Origin of the sequence: Ralstonia flatus, from assembly GCF_958439105.1 — a bacterium.
Classification (GTDB): domain Bacteria; phylum Pseudomonadota; class Gammaproteobacteria; order Burkholderiales; family Burkholderiaceae; genus Ralstonia; species Ralstonia flatus.
The window spans coordinates 93819-108764 of sequence record NZ_CAUDLI010000001.1 but is presented as its reverse complement, the minus strand read 5'-3'; the positions used below and the strand labels follow the sequence as shown (position 1 = coordinate 108764).

Below are 14946 nucleotides of genomic sequence, written 5' to 3'. Positions count from 1 at the left end.
CTTCCAGCGGGGCTTTTTATTAACTTGGGGGGAAGCACCACATGGGTACGGCAGTGAATCTATGGCCGCTGATCGGGGTGGTCGTCATCATCGCGGGGTTCATCCTGCGATTCAATCCGATGCTGGTGGTGGCCGTGGCCGCCATCGCCACCGGCTTTGCGGCATCGATGTCCATCGAACAAATCCTGACGGCGATCGGGACGGGCATCATCAAGACGCGGACGTTGCCGCTGATCATCCTGCTGCCGCTCGCGGTGGTGGGCCTGCTCGAGCGCCACGGCTTGCGTGAACACGCGCAGAACTGGATCGCGCGCATTCAATCGGCCACCGTTGGCCGTCTGCTGATCGTCTACCTCGCCGTGCGCGAGCTGACGGCCGCTGCCGGTCTGACGAGCCTCGGCGGTCATCCGCAGATGGTGCGTCCGCTGCTGGCCCCGATGGCCGAAGGCGCCGCCGAGAACCGTTTCGGCAAGCTGCCGGCGCCGGTGCGCGAACGCCTGCTGGCCTTCTGCGCCGCTACCGACAACGTCGGCCTGTTCTTCGGCGAAGACATCTTCGTGGCCTTCGGCGCCATCGCGCTGATGCACACGTTCCTGCTCGGCTCGGGCATCGACGTGGAACCGCTGCATATCGCCGTGTGGGGCATCCCGACTGCGGTCTGCGCGTTCCTGATCCACTCGGTGCGCCTCAAGCGCCTGGACGGCTGGCTCGCCCGTGAAATGGGTAACCAGCGCGGCGCCGCCGGCAATACCAACACGGCTGCGGCCAAGCAGGGGTAAGCCATGATTCTGTCGATCAACTATCTGTACTGGCTGGCCGGGATCATCCTGACGATCACCGCGCTGATGACCTTTGCCGACAAGAACCACCCGCGCCGCTGGACCACGGGCCTGTTCTGGGCGATCTTCGCCGTCATCTTCCTCGTTGGCGACAAGCTCCCGCCGATCGTGGTGGGCGTGGGTGCCGTGGTGATGGCACTGCTGGCCGGCACGGGCGGCGTGACGCTGGGCAAGCACGGTGAACTGCCGGCGGAAGAGCGCCGCGCATCCGCCAAGCGCCTGGGCAACCGCCTCTTTATTCCGGCGCTGACCATTCCGCTGGTCACCGTCATCGGAAGCGTGTTCCTGAAGGACGTGAAGATCGGCGGCGATTTGCTGCTCGATCCGAAGAACCAGACCTTCGTCTCGCTGGGCCTGGGCTGCATCATCTCGCTGGCGCTGGCGTGCTGGTTGACGCGTGACACGCCGGTGCAGGCGATGCGTGAGTCGCGTCGGCTGACGGAGTCGCTCGGCTGGGCGCTGGTGCTGCCGCAGATGCTGGCCATGCTGGGTCTCGTCTTTGCCGATGCCGGTGTGGGCAAGGCCGTGGCGCACCTGACCACCGCCTACATCAACATGGACTATCGCCTCGTCGCGGTCATCGTCTATTGCGTGGGCATGGCGTTGTTCACCGTCATCATGGGCAACGGCTTTGCGGCGTTCCCGGTCATGACGGGCGGGGTGGGGGTGCCCATTCTGGTGGGCGTGTTCCATGCCAACCCCGCAGTGATGGCGGCGATCGGCATGTTCTCGGGCTACTGCGGCACGCTGATGACCCCGATGGCGGCGAACTTCAATATCGTGCCCGCCGCGCTGTTGGAGTTGTCCGATAAGAACGCTGTGATCAAAGCGCAAGTCCCGACCGCGCTACTGTTGCTTGCAGCCAATATCGTGCTCTTGTACTTCCTGATGCTCCACTAATCGTGTTTAATGCGACGCGTGCGGTGCGCGTCACGCTGGCGGTTCTCAGCCGGCAGACGCCACCGAGCGCGGTCGCTGCCCGCGAGACAAGGGCACGCGGTCGTAGACCTCGCATCGTGCTCTTCTCCGGGGGGATTCATGAGCAGCCAGATGACGAGCGGCCGTTCCATGTCGGGACGCCGCTTTTTTTGTGTTCTCGCAGCCAGCGCGCTGTCGTTGATTTCCGCCGCGCAAGCCCGTGCGGAAACGCTCCGAGTGGCCACGCCGTATCCGGCCCTCAACTTCCATACGCAAAACCTGCAGGCCTTCGCAAGTGCCGTCAGCAGCGCCACCAATGGCGGGCTCAAGCTTGAGGTCTATCCGAACGGCACGCTGCTCAAGCCGGCCGCCATCTTTGACGGCGTCAAGGACGGCAAGGCCGAGGCGGGCGAAGTGATGCTGTCGACGCTGGCCCAGCGCGATCCGCTGTTCGGTGTGGATTCGATCCCCTTCGTGGTATCGGGCTACAACGATGCGCGCCTGCTGTGGGATGCCTCGCGCAGCCACATCGAAGCGTTGATGAAGGCCAACGGATTGCGCCTGCTGTACGCCGTGCCCTGGCCGCCGCAGAACCTGTATTCCGAAACACCGATTGCCCGTTTGTCCGACCTGAAGGGACATCGTTTGCGCACGTATAACGCGGCGCAAAAGCGCATTGCCGAGTTGTACGGTGCGCAGGCCGTGCAGGTGGAAGCCGCCGACCTGACCGCCGCGATTGCCGGTGGCCGCATCGACACCATGGTCACCTCGCCGTCCACTGGCCTGGAGACGAAGGCCGGCCAGCGCATGACGTACTACTACAAGGTCAATGCGTGGATTCCGAAGAACGCCGTGTTCGTGAACGAAGCGCGCTTTGCCAAGCTCCCGCCCGCGATGCAGCAGACGGTGCTCAAGCTCGCCAAGGATTACGAGGCGCGCGGTTGGGATTCCAGCCGTCAGACCTACGAGCGCGATGAAGCCGAACTCGCCAAGACCGGCGTGCGCGTGCTCAATCCCGACGTGACCCTGCAGGGCGACATGCGCCGCCTGGGCGAGCGTCTGACGCGAGAATGGCTGCACACCGCGGGCACGGAAGAAGTCGACATCCTGTTGAACTTCGAGAACAAGCGCAGCAAGGCAAACTGACGCCGCAACGCGCTTGGGCATGATGTTCGACGGACGTTTATCATCGTTTTTGTCTTACGCAGCAAGCAGGAGAACGTCATGCCTACCGTCCTCGTCACCGGCTTCGATCCGTTCGAGAACGAACCCATCAATCCGTCGTGGGAAGCCGTGCGCACCCTCGACGGGCAGGGAATCGCAGGCGCCGACATCGTCGCGCGCCAGTTGCCGACCATCTTTGGCGAGTCCAACAAAGTGCTCGGCAAGTTGCTGCAAACGCTGCAGCCGGATGTGGTGATCGCCGTGGGGCAGGCCGGTGGCCGTGCCGAGATGGCTGTCGAGCGCATCGCCATCAATGTCGACGATGCGCGCATTGCCGACAACGCCGGCAAGCAACCGATCGATATCGCCATCGCGAGTGACGGGCCGGCCGCGTATTTTTCAACGCTGCCGATCAAGACCATCGTGCGCGAACTGCGTGCGGGCGGCGTTCCCGCGTCGGTCTCGCAGACGGCGGGCACCTTTGTCTGCAATCACGTCTTCTATGGGTTGATGCACGCCATCGCCCGCCACAAGCTGCCCACGCGCGGCGGCTTCATCCACATTCCGTATCTGCCGTCGCAGGCCGCCAAGCACCCGGGGCAACCGAGCATGGCGCACGACACCATCGTCGCCGGGCTGCGCATCGCCATCGAGACAACGCTGCGCACGCTGCACGACGTGCGCGAAACCGGCGGTCAGTTGCACTGAGCCGGCGCGGTGGCACGCGCTCTGGTCAGTCTGTGAAGCGCGTATGCCGTTGCAGTTCGATGCGTACCGGTGTGCCCGGCGCCGCATAGGCTGAGGTGATGGGCACCGTCTCGGCCGTTTCCCACTCGACTTCGATGGCCGCTGGCGGTTCGTCGTGCAATACGGACGAGCGCTGCAACTTCGGCGGCGTCGACGCGGGCACGGCGGCCTGCACCAGGGGGCGCGGTCGCCTCGGTCTCGCCCGCAATTGCGTTACGGCCGGCGCTGCTGCAGCGATGACCGGCGCGGCAACTTCCGTTTCGTCGAATGCCACGTCGGGCGCCTGGACCACGTCGGCTGCGGCTATGGCTGTGGGAGCCCCCTCGGGCTCCGTGGCTTCGTTGGGTTCCGCCGACGCCGCCGGCGTCGCAGCGGAATGCTCGAGCGAAAGGGGCGGTACGGTCTGCAGGGGGATGGCGGCCACGGTTGCGTGATCCCACTCTGCGGCTGGCTGCCGATGCTGCCCGGTCTGCCAGCCAAGTAGCGCGGCCGCCAACGAGCATGCCATGCCAATCGACAGCGCAGTCATGCGTTGACGCCACTGCCCATGGCGGGCTGTACTGGCGTCACCGCACGTGGGGGTTACCGGATCGGACGATGCGCTCGCCTGTGTCGCGGGGCTGGGCTGCGCGCTGTCGAGTGCAGGCCCGAAGGGCGGCGGCATACGCACCACGCCCGGTAGGCGCAGGTGTCCGTCGATGATGAAGTTGGGGGATTCCAAATCCGTCTCCGCTGATGGCCGCAGCGCGCATCCAAGCTGGCTGCGCAAGCAGGCGCCATGCTAAGCGGCGGATGGACGGTGGTCGATCAGATTCGTCTTAAGTCGATGCGTGCTGCATCAAGCGCGGAGAGAGTGCTGGCCCGCCGCTCTTGCGCCAGGCCAGGAAGGTGAATGTCAAAGACCTTGACGAGACGCTTAAGGCGCGGGCGACCAGTGCGGATCGTTGAGCTGTTTTTCCAGCAAGCGGATCTGCTGCTGCAGCGATTCGACCTGGGTCTGGTACGCGCGGCGCTCGATGTCCAGTGCCTTCGTTTCCTGACGCATGGTTTGCTGTTCGGTCAGCATTTTCTGGCGCTGCGCCTGCATGATGCGCACTTCCTGGCTCAGGGATGCGGCGCGCTGTTGGGCCGCCTGGGCTTCGCGCTCCAGTTGAGCCTTCTGGCCCGCCGTGACGGCGCGGCGCAGATCGTCTTCGGCCCACGTGCGGGTCTGGCCGGCCAGCGTTTCGTACGCGCCCTCCGCCGGAGCGACCGACGCAAATTTGTACACACGCCACAGTTCTTTGCGATACGACAGCGCGACGTACGCTGTGGTGTCTTCGTTGACCAGCAGCAGGCTCGTGCCGTAGTCGCCGTTGTAGGTCGTGCGCAGTTCGGTCAGGCGCTTCTGCGCCAGCAATTGCTGCAGTTCAGTGACGGTGCCGCCCGACGCAGCCGTGGACACTGCCGGCGCTTGTGGTGCACTGGCTTGCGCGTGGACGAGGCCGGCGCCCGCAACCGAGGCTGCGGCAACGAACGTGAGGACGGTTCGGCGGAGTACGAGAGACATCGCAAAGTTCAGAAATCGGAGGCGACGCGACTATATCAGCTTTGTGCGCCCGGCCCCGCAGCGAGCGTACCGATTTGACCTTCCGTCGCCTTTGAATCATGGCGGCGTCGCGCCTCGGCCACGATGGACTGCCATTCGCTGAATGAGACGCGCTCGCGGAACATCTCGATCAGGAAGTCGCCCACGTCCTGATGCCGCTTTGACGTGCCAAGCGCGGCTTTCAAGCGCCGCAGCTCGCTCTGCAAACGCGTGACGCGGGCCCGTGCGTTGGCCTGTTGCAATGAGCCGATGGGGAATGTTCTTACGGATGCTTCGGCCGCTGCCAACGCTCGCACGAGGTCGGCGCGTTGCTGCTGAAGCGATTCAAACTCGCGCTGGAGTTCACGGCTGCCGTCTGGGGAGGGGGATTGCGATTGCTCGGGGCGAGCGATGGCATGGCGCACGTTGGGGCCTCCTGCGATGGGTTGGTATCCCGCTCGCTGACGCCAATCAGGGTGGCCGGGCACAAGGTAGAGTTGGCGTACCGGTATCGCAGGCAACCGGCGAGCGCGAGCGCTCCCCCACCAAGGCCCGACCATAGGAGGCGCTTGATGTACGGGCGTAAAAAAACCGCCAACCGGCGGTCGTACCCGCCTGCGATATTCTCGGACGCCAATCCGAGGTCACGTTGTGTGCGTGACGGGCCGCAGTATAGCCCAGGGGGCATGCCCTATTTGTGCCAGATGGTGATGCAACGATGCTGTGATATCGACGGGTGGCCGGGCACAAGGTGGAGTTGGCGTGCCGGTGTCGTAGGTAACCGGTGAGCGCAAGCGCTCCTCTACCAAGGCCCGGCCATGAACAAAGCGGGGATCAGCGGCTTTGCATCTCTTTGAGCCACAGGCTCATCAGCCCAGCGCGGCCACGCACGCCGAACTTGCGATAGACGCTCGTGATGTAAGAGTGTGTGGTCGACGTGGCCAGACCGAGCTGTTCCGCAATCTGCTTTTCTGCGGCTTCAGTCAATAACAACTGCAATACCCTGGATTCGTGGGGCGCCAGACGCGCCTGCAGTTGCGCCAAGGGACTGCGCTCGGCCGCCGTTCTTGTTGCGGTGACGTTGCGGGCCACGCCAATCCGCAATCGATGCTCCACGTTCCACTGTGCGGACCACGACAAATGCACATCGGTGCCAAGCTGGTGCCGATAGCGATTCTCAAATCCGGTGCATTTAATGCCAGCCTGAACGCGACCCGCTTGCTTTTGCGTTCTGTCGCGATCGTCAGGCGCCACGAGTTCGAGCATGGTTTGCCCAAGCAGGTCGGAGGGGCGGTAACCAAGAATGTCTTCCCACGCAGCATTGGCGTGACGGATCCGCCCCCGCTCGTCGACCAGAAAGACGCCATCCGGAAGACTATTGGCCAAAGCAATCGCGCTTACATCCTTGAGGACTTCCATGGTCGGCTGCGGTGGGTTGCAATACAAAGAACCGATAGCCAGGCGCCGGTGAGCATTACCAGGTTCGGTCGCCATTTTCAGGCGGCGACAAGCGGTTGCACAAAGTTGTGATGGCCGCGGCTTTACCCAATTGGTGCCCTCTGATTCGCGTGAACGGCGTGCTGGCACTTTCTTACCCTCTAATTAGCAGGGTGCCAGCCAGAATAGCGTCTGTTATCGTTTCCGACAATATTCGGCATCGGCATCACGCCTGATAAAAAAGTTCAGCGCCCGTGCGGTTCCATGAAGCCGACGCAGGGCGGGCAACGGGGAAAGCAGCAAGTCGCTTGGCCTAGCCAGGTCAGGTCAGCTTCGAAAGAATGGGGTGAGCGGATTCACCCTGTTTTTTCGAGTTGGCATTCCGGCGATATTGCTTGGCGTTGATGCGCAGGTGATCACCACTCGGATGATTGGTGAAAACCACATAAAAACGAGTCATACCTGCTTCGAAGAACGGGGGAGTGTCTTTACGCGCTCGGCCTGCCTCAAGCCTCTCGGGGCTTGGGGTAGTGCTTGCGTCCCGGCTTTGCCAACGGGGCATGACAGCGCGCCGCCGGGTTATTTCATTCCACAAAAGAATAAGAAATAGAACTATTTTGTTTTAACGCTCGAATCATATGGACTTGATTTGCAAGGTCAGGTTGTACCAAGATCGCGGCAATTATTTTGCGGTGTTGGTGGCGCCGGACGCGATGTGCTCCAGCACCGGGCGAAACGTAGCCGAAGCGTTAGCAAATCTGGGCCGCTCCATGGCCGAGAATCCTCTCCCTCAATCGGTCGATCTCCCCATCAAGCCAAAAGAGCGCAAGAAGAGAAGCCCGGCAGGAGGACTGCCGTCGGATCCTCGTGAAGCTTCCGGCGCTGTGCCACTTGTTAAACGCCTTCTTGAAGCGCGCTTCGGGAAGACCACGCTGCGTGGGCTCTCGGAAAAACTGGGTTTGGACGACGTGACGCCACAATTGCTGTCGTCTTCCATCGCGGGCAATGGAGCGAAGCGCGTTCGCCTCGCCATTGCCCAGGCGCTCGGAGAAGACGCCGATGTGCTGTGGCCCACAGCGCGGCACTGAAAAAGCGGCGCGGGCTGGAAGAGTAGGGGGGAAATCTGGAGCGCCTTGGAACCAAGGGCTGGCGGAAGCGGTGAGATTCGAACTCACGGATGGGTCACCCCATCGGCAGTTTTCAAGACTGCTGCCTTAAACCACTCGGCCACGCTTCCTTCGTACTGCGCTGCTCGTTGCGAGCAAGGGCGCCATTGTAACGGTACCCGGCGCAACTTGGCACCGGGTACTGTCAGTTTTCGTCGTCGGCCAAGAACAATGCCTGCAAATCGTTGAGGAATCGCTGCCCCAGCTCGGTCGGGCGGATGGCGACATGGTCGCGCGTGAGCAAACCGCGCTGCTCTGCGGCATCGAGTTGTCGCTCGATCGAACGCAGCGGCAGGCCCGTGCGTTCCTGGAACAGCGTGACGGGGAAGCCGTCGGTCAGGCGCAGCGCATTGAGCATGAATTCGAACGGCAGGTCGGCGGCGTCGACTTCGCGCTGCTCCTGCATGACGGCCGCACCGCCGGCAGTCTCGGCCTGGCGCAGATACGTGTCCGGATGCTTGTGCCGCATCTCGCGGATGACCCGGTGCGGAAAGCTCAGCTTGCCGTGCGCACCGGGGCCAATGCCAAGGTAATCGCCGAATTGCCAGTAGTTCAGATTGTGCTTGCAGCGCTTGCCGGCCTTGGCGTATGCCGACACCTCGTAATGCTCGTAGCCTGCCGCCGCCAACCGCGCGTGGATCCAGTCCTGCATTGCAAACGCCGCGTCGTCATCCGGCAGCGCGGGCGGGTACTTGGCGAAGTACGTGTTCGGCTCCAGCGTCAGGTGGTACAGCGACACGTGGTTCGTATCGAATGACAACGCGGCCTCCACGTCGGCCTCGCACTCGGCAAGGGTCTGGCCGGGCAGGGCAAACATCAGGTCGAGGTTGATGTTGTCGAAGTGCGCGCGGGCGATGTCGATGGCGGCGCGCGCTTCAGCGGCGCTATGGATGCGGCCCAGCGCCTGCAGGTGCGCGTCGTTGAAGCTCTGGATGCCGATCGACAGGCGGTTCACGCCGCTGGCGCGATAGCTGCGGAAGCGTTCGGCCTCGAAGGTGCCGGGGTTGGCCTCCATCGTGATCTCGGCGTCGGCGTCAACGGGCAGCAGCATGCGGATGTCCGACAGCAGCCGGTCCAGCCCTTGCGCTGACAATAAGCTCGGCGTGCCGCCACCAATGAAGATCGTATGCACATGCCGGCCCCACACCATCGGCAGCGCGGCTTCCAAATCCTGACGCACGGCAGCGAGAAAGCGCTCTTCCGGGATGCCCTGTTCCGGCTCCGCATGCGAGTTGAAATCGCAGTACGGACACTTGCGTACGCACCACGGCACGTGCACGTACAACGACAGCGGCGGCGAGGCCGGTAGGCTGATCTTGCCCGGCTGCAGGAAGACGGAGGTGACCTTGTCACCGGTTTCAGCGGCGGTCGCGGAGGGCGTCTTGGCTGCGCCGGCAGGGTGAATCGGAATCATCGGAACGTCAGGCGTTTTCAAAGGTGCGCAGCCGTTCGACGAGCTGCGCGAGGGCTTGTGCACGATGGCTCACGCTGTTCTTCTCGGCCTTGCTCAACTCGGCGGCGGTCTTGCCGAGATCGGGCAGCAGGAAGTACGGGTCGTAGCCGAAGCCGCCGTCGCCGCGCGGTGTGTCGATCACCTCGCCAAACCAGTTGCCTTCGGCAATGATCGGCTGCGGGTCATCGGCGTGGCGCACGTAGACGAGCACGCAAACATAATGCGCGCCGCGGTCGGCCTTGCCGGCCAGTTCGCGGACGAGGCGGGCGTTGTTGGCGGCATCCGATTTGGGCTCGCCTGCCAGTTGCGCATAGCGCGCGGAATACACGCCCGGCGCGCCGCCCAGGGCATGTACGCAGATGCCGGAGTCGTCTGCCAGCGCGGGCAGGCCCGACGCACGGCTCGCGTGGCGTGCCTTGGTGAGCGCGTTTTCAACGAAGGTCGCGTAGGGCTCCTCCGCCTCGGGAATGCCGAGCGCGCCTTGCGGCGTCACGTCGAACCCGAGGGTGCCCAGCAGCGCGTTGAATTCGGCCAGCTTCCCGGCGTTGTTCGATGCGAGGACGATCTTGCGCATGGCCGTGTCGCTCAGAGGCCCAGCGCCTGCTTCTGCAGGCCGATCAGCGTGCGGATGCCTTGGTCGGCCAGGCCCAGCAATGCATCCATTTCAGCGCGCGAGAACGGCGTGCCTTCTGCGGTGCCTTGCACTTCCACAAAGCCGCCGCTGCCCGTCATGACGACGTTCATGTCGGTATCGCACGCCGAGTCTTCGGGGTAGTCCAGATCGAGCACCGGTACGCCGTCGACCACGCCCACCGATACGGCAGCCACGAAATCGCGGATCGGGTTGCCGACCAACTGGCCCTTTTCGCGCATGACGGAGACAGCGTCATATGCCGCGACGAACGCGCCGGTAATGCTGGCCGTGCGCGTGCCGCCGTCGGCCTGCAGCACGTCGCAGTCGAGGTGCAGCGTGTGCTCGCCCAGTGCGCGCAGATCGAACACCGAGCGCATCGCCCGGCCGATCAGGCGCTGGATCTCCTGCGTGCGGCCGGTCTGCTTGCCGCGTGCGGCCTCGCGATCGGAGCGCGTGTGCGTCGAGCGCGGCAGCATGCCGTATTCGGCCGTCACCCAGCCCTCGCCGCTGCCTTTCTTGTGCGGCGGCACCTTGGGCAGCACGCTGGCCGTGCAGAGCACTTGCGTGTCGCCAAAGCACACCAGCACCGAGCCTTCGGCGTGGCGCGTGAAGTTGCGGGTGAGGGTGACAGGGCGGAGTTGGTCGGGCTGGCGGCCGCTGGGTCGCATGTGGGTCTCGCTTAAGAAAACGGATAGCCCGACATGATACCGGCCCGCGCTGCGCTTGGCAGGGCGGGCCGGAGGTGGGGAATGCGAGGACCGTGCGACGGCGCTTAGCGCGTCAGGTTGCTTGTCTTGTCGATGGCGGCGCGGATTTCCGCGATGGAGCGCTCGATTTCCTCTTCCGACATCAACCCCGATTCACTTTGCGGCGCGTCCAGGATCGACGTTGTGAAGGCGTTCAGGGGCAGGGTGTCGGTCTGCACCGAATCCTGCGTGGTAGTCACGGCGTCCAGCTCCCACATCATGGAGATGGCGGTCGTGTTGTCGGCGGTGTCGCCGGCGTTGCGCAGCGCGCGGGCGATCAGCTCAGGAATCGCCTGCGTGACCGAGAAGCTGGTGCAGGTGTCGATGAGTTCGTCTTCCTGCACGCTGCCCCACAGGCCGTCGGAGCACAGCATGGCCACGTCGCCCGGCTCCAGGTTGACCGGCCCGCCTATGTCGATCAGCGGCAGATTGGGCGAGCCCAGGCAGTTGTAGATCTTGTTGCGCTCGGGGTGGTGCGCGACCTGCATCGGCAGCACACGGTCTTGTTGCAGCAGGTTCTCGATCTTGGAGTGATCTCGCGTGCGCGTCACCAGTTCGCCCTTGCGCATGAGGTACATGCGCGAATCGCCGGCGTGCGCCCAGTGCAGCGAGCCACGCTGGGCCAGCGCGCAGACGATGGTCGTGCGCGGCGCATCGGGCAGGCCGTTTGTCTCGGCATAGCGATGGATGTCACGGTGCGCGAGCATGATGCTCTCGTGCAGGAAATCACGCGGATTGCGAATCGACGGACGTGCGTGGCGCTGGAACTGGCGCGCCATGGTCTGCAGCGCCTGCTGGGCCGCGACTTCGCCCAGCGAGTGTCCGCCCAGGCCGTCGCAGAGCACCATCAGCATGGCGTCGCGCGTGAAGCAGTAGCCCATGCGGTCCTGGTTGACGCGTCGCGCGCCTTTTTTGCTTTCTTGATAAACCGAGAATCGCATTGCGGCTCGATGAATATTCGGTGAGGGAGGCGGTGCAGCGGCAAGTCCCGCCTAGTGTTGCACCATTCTGGAATCATACTCCGCCTGTCAGCGGCAATCGGGCGCTCAACTGTCCCGGCGGCGCAACAGACGGCTCATGAAACGCGTCGTCAACGCCTCTTTTTCTTCTGGCACGGGGCCGCCCTGGGTGACAGCGGTCAGCGCTTGCAATTCGGTCAGCGCGTTGCTTTCTTCGCGCAGCACCTTTTGCAGGCGGAACACGCTCTGCGGGCGTTCTTCCGGCTTCATCTTCAGGCACCAGCCCACCAGGTCGATGAGGCTGGCCGTGTAGACCTTACGCAGGCGCTCCAGGCCTTCTTCCAGCTTGTCGTCTTTCTCGCGCTGCGTGGCTTCCTGGGGCGGCGTGCCGGCCATGCAGGCATAGATCGTGGCGCCGATGCTGTAGATGTCCGTCCACGGGCCCAGCTCGTTGTGCTTGCGGTACAGCTCCGGCGCGGCAAAGCCCGGCGTGTACATCGGCTGGAAGCGCGAGGCCTCGGCGGTGAGCGTCTGCCGTGCGGCACCGAAGTCGAGCAGGATCGGCGAAAAGTCTTCGCGCAGGTAAATGTTGCCGGGCTTGATGTCGAGGTGCAGCAGCTTGTGGATGTGGACTTCGCGCAGCCCGCTCATCAGGTCATGGAACACCTGGCGGATGAAGCGCTCGCGCAGCATCTTCAGCTTGCCTTGCTGGCGCGCGGTGAGGATGTGTTCCTGCAGCGTTTTACCCTGCTCATACGTCATCACCATGTAGACCGTGCCATTTTCCCGGAAGAAATTGAGCACGCGCACGATAGCGGGGTGCGAAATCTTGGCCAGCGACCGGCCTTCTTCAAAGAAGTATTTGAGCCCGAGGCGGAACGCACTCGCGCTTTCTTCCGGCACGACGGGAATCAGTTCGCCGGGCGCGCGACGGGCCAGCGAAGAGGGCAGATATTCCTTTACGGCCACCGGCGTCCCATGCTCGTCGGTCGCGAGATAGACGAAGCTGAACCCCCCGCTGGCCAACTTCTTTACAATACGATAATTGGACAGCAAGGTGCCGACCGGCAACGGGGCACTGCGCGGCTGTCCTGAGCCTTTTGACTCTGTCATGGGTTTGTGTGGCGAAATGGCTGTCGGATTCTCCCTGACCAGTCCACACGTTGTAAAGCGACAAAAGGTGGGGGATTCCCCGCCAATTCCGGGCGTTAAATACCGCCACCGGATTTCCCGATTCGACCAAGAACAACACACCACGATTCCATGATCCACAGCATGACCGGCTACGGCGTTGCCACACGCCAGGCAGCCTTTACCGATGCCCATGGCGCCCCCAGCGGCAGCGTCGCTACCGTCTCGGTCGAATTCCGCACCGTCAACTCCCGCTTCCTCGATCTGCTGTTCCGTGCTCCGGAAGAGTGTCGCGCCTTTGAGCCGGCCCTGCGCGAAATGCTGATGAGCGCACTGTCGCGCGGCAAGCTGGAATGCCGGATCAATCTGCAGCGGCAGGAAGCCGCCAGCGATGTTGCGGCGCTCAATGTGGAACTGCTGCAACAACTGGCCAAGCTGGAACAGGCGGTCACGCGCTACCTGCCGGCATCGGGTTCGCTGCGCATGGGTGAAATCCTGCGTTGGCCCGGCGTGCTGGCCGAGCCGCAGCTGACACAAGACGCGCTGCGGGACGCCGTGATCGAAGCTGCCAAAGAGGCGCTCAAGCAACTTCTGGAGTCGCGCCGTCGCGAAGGCGACGCACTGAAGGCCGTGTTGCTGGACCGCGCTGACGCGATGCTGGCCATCGTCGACAAGCTCACGCCGATGGTGCCCGTCCTGATCCAGCAACATCAGGACAAGCTGACCGAACGCCTGCGCGAGGCGTTTGGCCTGGCCGCGCCCGAAGGCACGCCGGCACTGACGCGCGACGAGCTTTCCGAGCGCATCCGCCAGGAAGCCACCGTCTACGGCATTCGCATCGACATCGCCGAAGAACTCTCGCGCCTCCAGGCGCATCTGCGCGAAACGCGCCACATCCTGGAAAAGGGCGGCCAGATCGGCAAGCGCCTGGACTTCATGATGCAGGAGCTGAACCGCGAGGCGAACACGCTGGGTTCGAAGGCGGCCGCCAAGGAACTGGCCGATGCATCGATGGAACTCAAGCTGCTCATCGAGCAGATGCGCGAGCAGGTCCAGAACCTCGAATAACTTGAAACGCTAGAACGACAACATGCCATCCTCTCAAGCGCACTCTGCCGTCGATACGCCCATCGAGAATCACTTCCCGGGCAGCCTGTTCATGGTCGTGGCACCGTCCGGCGCCGGTAAGTCGACGCTGGTGAATGCGCTGCTGGCGCACGATTCGTCGATTCGCCTGTCGGTTTCGGCCACCACGCGCAAGCCGCGTCCGGGCGAACAGCACGGCCGCGAATACAACTTCATGACCGTCGAGGAGTTCAAAGCTTGCCGTGATCGCGGCGAGTTTCTCGAATGGGCCGAGGTGCACGGCAACTACTACGCCACTTCGCGCGTGTGGATCGAAGAACAGATGCGCGCTGGCACCGACGTGCTGCTCGAAATCGACTGGCAGGGCGCGCAGCAGGTCCATCAGCGTTTCGCCAATGCCGTAGAAATCTTCATCCTGCCGCCGTCGCTTACGGCGCTGGAGGATCGTCTGAAGAAGCGCGGCCAGGACGAGCCCAACGTGATCGTGCGCCGCCTGCTCGCTGCGGGCTCCGAGATGGCGCACGCGCCCGAGGCCGACTACGTGATCATCAACGAAGTGTTCGACACGGCATTGGCCGAGCTGCGTACCGTGGTGCAGGCCACGCGCCTGCGCTTCGGTGCCCAGAAGGCGCGCCACGGCGAGCTGTTCGTCGAGCTGGGCATTCACTGAGCAAGCAGCGCAATCGCGTTTTTCAGCGCGGTTGTGAAAGTGTGGTAGCGCCTGTGCCCGAGTGCAGTCGGAAGCGAGTGCTGCGCTGCTGCTAAAATATCGAGATCAACAAGATTTGCCACCAGGTGGAGTTTTCATGGCGCGTATTACCGTCGAAGATTGCTTGAAACAGATTCCGAATCGCTTCGAACTGGCATTGGCCGCAACGTACCGCGCCCGTCAGTTGGTGCAGGGCCACACGCCCAAGGTCGATGCCAAGGACAAGCCGACCGTGACCGCATTGCGCGAAATCGCATCGGGCCAGGTCGGTATCGAGATGCTCAAGAAGGTTCCGTCCTGAGCTGACACGCGTTACTTGGCATTACCTGGCGTGGTACGCTGCCTCGGTCACTGATCGTTCTTGCGATCTTTCGTGGATGTGAAAGCCGC

At 63.4% G+C, this 14946-nt stretch carries 18 protein-coding genes and 1 tRNA gene; 8 read left to right on the top strand and 11 right to left on the bottom strand.

Annotation, left to right across the window (positions count from 1 at the left end):
• Positions 1-41: 41 nt before the first annotated feature.
• The 4 genes from R2676_RS00545 to pcp all read left to right on the top strand — a co-directional run bounded on the left by R2676_RS00545 (position 42) and on the right by pcp (position 3629).
• A complete protein-coding gene (locus R2676_RS00545; protein ID WP_027680962.1) occupies positions 42-779 on the top strand; it encodes a DUF969 domain-containing protein in 738 nt (245 codons plus the stop codon).
• Between the two features lie 3 nt (positions 780-782).
• The gene (locus tag R2676_RS00540; protein ID WP_027680963.1) at positions 783-1739 is read left to right on the top strand and encodes a DUF979 domain-containing protein; all 957 of its coding nucleotides are present in this window, start codon (positions 783-785) and stop codon (positions 1737-1739) included.
• 138 nt (positions 1740-1877) lie between these two features.
• Positions 1878-2903 (top strand): TRAP transporter substrate-binding protein, encoded by a 1026-nt coding sequence (locus tag R2676_RS00535; protein ID WP_206275133.1) that lies wholly within the window; start codon positions 1878-1880, stop codon positions 2901-2903.
• Between the two features lie 78 nt (positions 2904-2981).
• Positions 2982-3629: a pyroglutamyl-peptidase I gene (pcp, locus tag R2676_RS00530; RefSeq protein WP_045787284.1), complete on the top strand. Its 648-nt coding sequence runs from the start codon at positions 2982-2984 to the stop codon at positions 3627-3629.
• 25 nt (positions 3630-3654) lie between these two features.
• Here pcp and R2676_RS00525 read toward each other — a convergent pair whose 3' ends face one another.
• The 5 genes from R2676_RS00525 to R2676_RS00505 all read right to left on the bottom strand — a co-directional run bounded on the left by R2676_RS00525 (position 3655) and on the right by R2676_RS00505 (position 7132).
• Entirely contained in the window at positions 3655-4389 is a 735-nt protein-coding gene (locus R2676_RS00525) for a ribonuclease E (RefSeq protein WP_316856717.1), read from the bottom strand.
• A gap of 195 nt (positions 4390-4584) precedes the next feature.
• Positions 4585-5217, bottom strand: coding sequence for a DUF2968 domain-containing protein (locus R2676_RS00520; RefSeq protein ID WP_206275134.1), 633 nt, complete (start codon positions 5215-5217; stop codon positions 4585-4587).
• Between the two features lie 35 nt (positions 5218-5252).
• Entirely contained in the window at positions 5253-5660 is a 408-nt protein-coding gene (locus tag R2676_RS00515) for a hypothetical protein (protein WP_206275135.1), read from the bottom strand.
• A gap of 409 nt (positions 5661-6069) precedes the next feature.
• The gene (locus R2676_RS00510) at positions 6070-6654 is read right to left on the bottom strand and encodes a PAS domain S-box protein (RefSeq protein WP_037027175.1); all 585 of its coding nucleotides are present in this window, start codon (positions 6652-6654) and stop codon (positions 6070-6072) included.
• A gap of 340 nt (positions 6655-6994) precedes the next feature.
• Positions 6995-7132, bottom strand: a complete 138-nt coding sequence (locus tag R2676_RS00505) for a hypothetical protein (protein ID WP_316856720.1) — start codon at positions 7130-7132, stop codon at positions 6995-6997.
• A 202-nt stretch (positions 7133-7334) separates the two neighbouring features.
• Between R2676_RS00505 and R2676_RS00500 the strand changes: the two genes are divergently transcribed.
• A complete protein-coding gene (locus R2676_RS00500; protein ID WP_316887192.1) occupies positions 7335-7760 on the top strand; it encodes a helix-turn-helix domain-containing protein in 426 nt (141 codons plus the stop codon).
• A 59-nt stretch (positions 7761-7819) separates the two neighbouring features.
• Here the strand turns inward: R2676_RS00500 and R2676_RS00495 are convergent.
• From R2676_RS00495 to R2676_RS00470, 6 genes are all read right to left on the bottom strand, one after another.
• A tRNA-Ser gene (locus tag R2676_RS00495) sits at positions 7820-7909 on the bottom strand.
• A gap of 74 nt (positions 7910-7983) precedes the next feature.
• Positions 7984-9252, bottom strand: a complete 1269-nt coding sequence (hemW, locus tag R2676_RS00490; protein WP_206275137.1) for a radical SAM family heme chaperone HemW — start codon at positions 9250-9252, stop codon at positions 7984-7986.
• A gap of 7 nt (positions 9253-9259) precedes the next feature.
• The gene (rdgB, locus tag R2676_RS00485; RefSeq protein WP_065858962.1) at positions 9260-9865 is read right to left on the bottom strand and encodes an RdgB/HAM1 family non-canonical purine NTP pyrophosphatase; all 606 of its coding nucleotides are present in this window, start codon (positions 9863-9865) and stop codon (positions 9260-9262) included.
• Between the two features lie 11 nt (positions 9866-9876).
• Entirely contained in the window at positions 9877-10593 is a 717-nt protein-coding gene (gene rph, locus R2676_RS00480; RefSeq protein ID WP_012762362.1) for a ribonuclease PH, read from the bottom strand.
• Positions 10594-10697: 104 nt separating this feature from the next.
• Entirely contained in the window at positions 10698-11612 is a 915-nt protein-coding gene (locus R2676_RS00475; protein WP_027680973.1) for a PP2C family protein-serine/threonine phosphatase, read from the bottom strand.
• A 105-nt stretch (positions 11613-11717) separates the two neighbouring features.
• Positions 11718-12743 carry a serine/threonine-protein kinase gene (locus tag R2676_RS00470; protein ID WP_147214659.1) on the bottom strand — a complete coding sequence of 342 codons (1026 nt, stop codon included), beginning with the start codon at positions 12741-12743 and terminating at the stop codon, positions 11718-11720.
• 150 nt (positions 12744-12893) lie between these two features.
• Here R2676_RS00470 and R2676_RS00465 point away from each other — a divergent pair, with 150 nt between their 5' ends.
• From R2676_RS00465 to rpoZ, 3 genes are all read left to right on the top strand, one after another.
• Positions 12894-13829, top strand: a complete 936-nt coding sequence (locus R2676_RS00465; RefSeq protein ID WP_027680975.1) for a YicC/YloC family endoribonuclease — start codon at positions 12894-12896, stop codon at positions 13827-13829.
• A 22-nt stretch (positions 13830-13851) separates the two neighbouring features.
• Positions 13852-14517: a guanylate kinase gene (gmk, locus tag R2676_RS00460; protein WP_027680976.1), complete on the top strand. Its 666-nt coding sequence runs from the start codon at positions 13852-13854 to the stop codon at positions 14515-14517.
• Between the two features lie 136 nt (positions 14518-14653).
• Positions 14654-14857: a DNA-directed RNA polymerase subunit omega gene (rpoZ, locus tag R2676_RS00455; RefSeq protein ID WP_004630929.1), complete on the top strand. Its 204-nt coding sequence runs from the start codon at positions 14654-14656 to the stop codon at positions 14855-14857.
• The last annotated feature ends 89 nt before the right edge of the window (positions 14858-14946 follow it).

What these genes read in the sequence shown, in the direction of transcription:
- R2676_RS00545 (WP_027680962.1), top strand. Translation starts at nt 42, where the DNA reads ATGGGTACGGCAGTGAATCTATGGCCGCTGATCGGGGTGGTCGTCATC.
- R2676_RS00540 (WP_027680963.1), top strand. Translation starts at nt 783, where the DNA reads ATGATTCTGTCGATCAACTATCTGTACTGGCTGGCCGGGATCATCCTG.
- R2676_RS00535 (WP_206275133.1), top strand. Translation starts at nt 1,878, where the DNA reads ATGAGCAGCCAGATGACGAGCGGCCGTTCCATGTCGGGACGCCGCTTT.
- pcp (WP_045787284.1), top strand. Translation starts at nt 2,982, where the DNA reads ATGCCTACCGTCCTCGTCACCGGCTTCGATCCGTTCGAGAACGAACCC.
- R2676_RS00520 (WP_206275134.1), bottom strand. Translation starts at nt 5,217, where the DNA reads ATGTCTCTCGTACTCCGCCGAACCGTCCTCACGTTCGTTGCCGCAGCC.
- R2676_RS00510 (WP_037027175.1), bottom strand. Translation starts at nt 6,654, where the DNA reads ATGGAAGTCCTCAAGGATGTAAGCGCGATTGCTTTGGCCAATAGTCTT.
- R2676_RS00505 (WP_316856720.1), bottom strand. Translation starts at nt 7,132, where the DNA reads ATGACTCGTTTTTATGTGGTTTTCACCAATCATCCGAGTGGTGATCAC.
- hemW (WP_206275137.1), bottom strand. Translation starts at nt 9,252, where the DNA reads ATGATTCCGATTCACCCTGCCGGCGCAGCCAAGACGCCCTCCGCGACC.
- rdgB (WP_065858962.1), bottom strand. Translation starts at nt 9,865, where the DNA reads ATGCGCAAGATCGTCCTCGCATCGAACAACGCCGGGAAGCTGGCCGAA.
- rph (WP_012762362.1), bottom strand. Translation starts at nt 10,593, where the DNA reads ATGCGACCCAGCGGCCGCCAGCCCGACCAACTCCGCCCTGTCACCCTC.
- R2676_RS00475 (WP_027680973.1), bottom strand. Translation starts at nt 11,612, where the DNA reads ATGCGATTCTCGGTTTATCAAGAAAGCAAAAAAGGCGCGCGACGCGTC.
- R2676_RS00470 (WP_147214659.1), bottom strand. Translation starts at nt 12,743, where the DNA reads ATGACAGAGTCAAAAGGCTCAGGACAGCCGCGCAGTGCCCCGTTGCCG.
- R2676_RS00465 (WP_027680975.1), top strand. Translation starts at nt 12,894, where the DNA reads ATGATCCACAGCATGACCGGCTACGGCGTTGCCACACGCCAGGCAGCC.
- gmk (WP_027680976.1), top strand. Translation starts at nt 13,852, where the DNA reads ATGCCATCCTCTCAAGCGCACTCTGCCGTCGATACGCCCATCGAGAAT.
- rpoZ (WP_004630929.1), top strand. Translation starts at nt 14,654, where the DNA reads ATGGCGCGTATTACCGTCGAAGATTGCTTGAAACAGATTCCGAATCGC.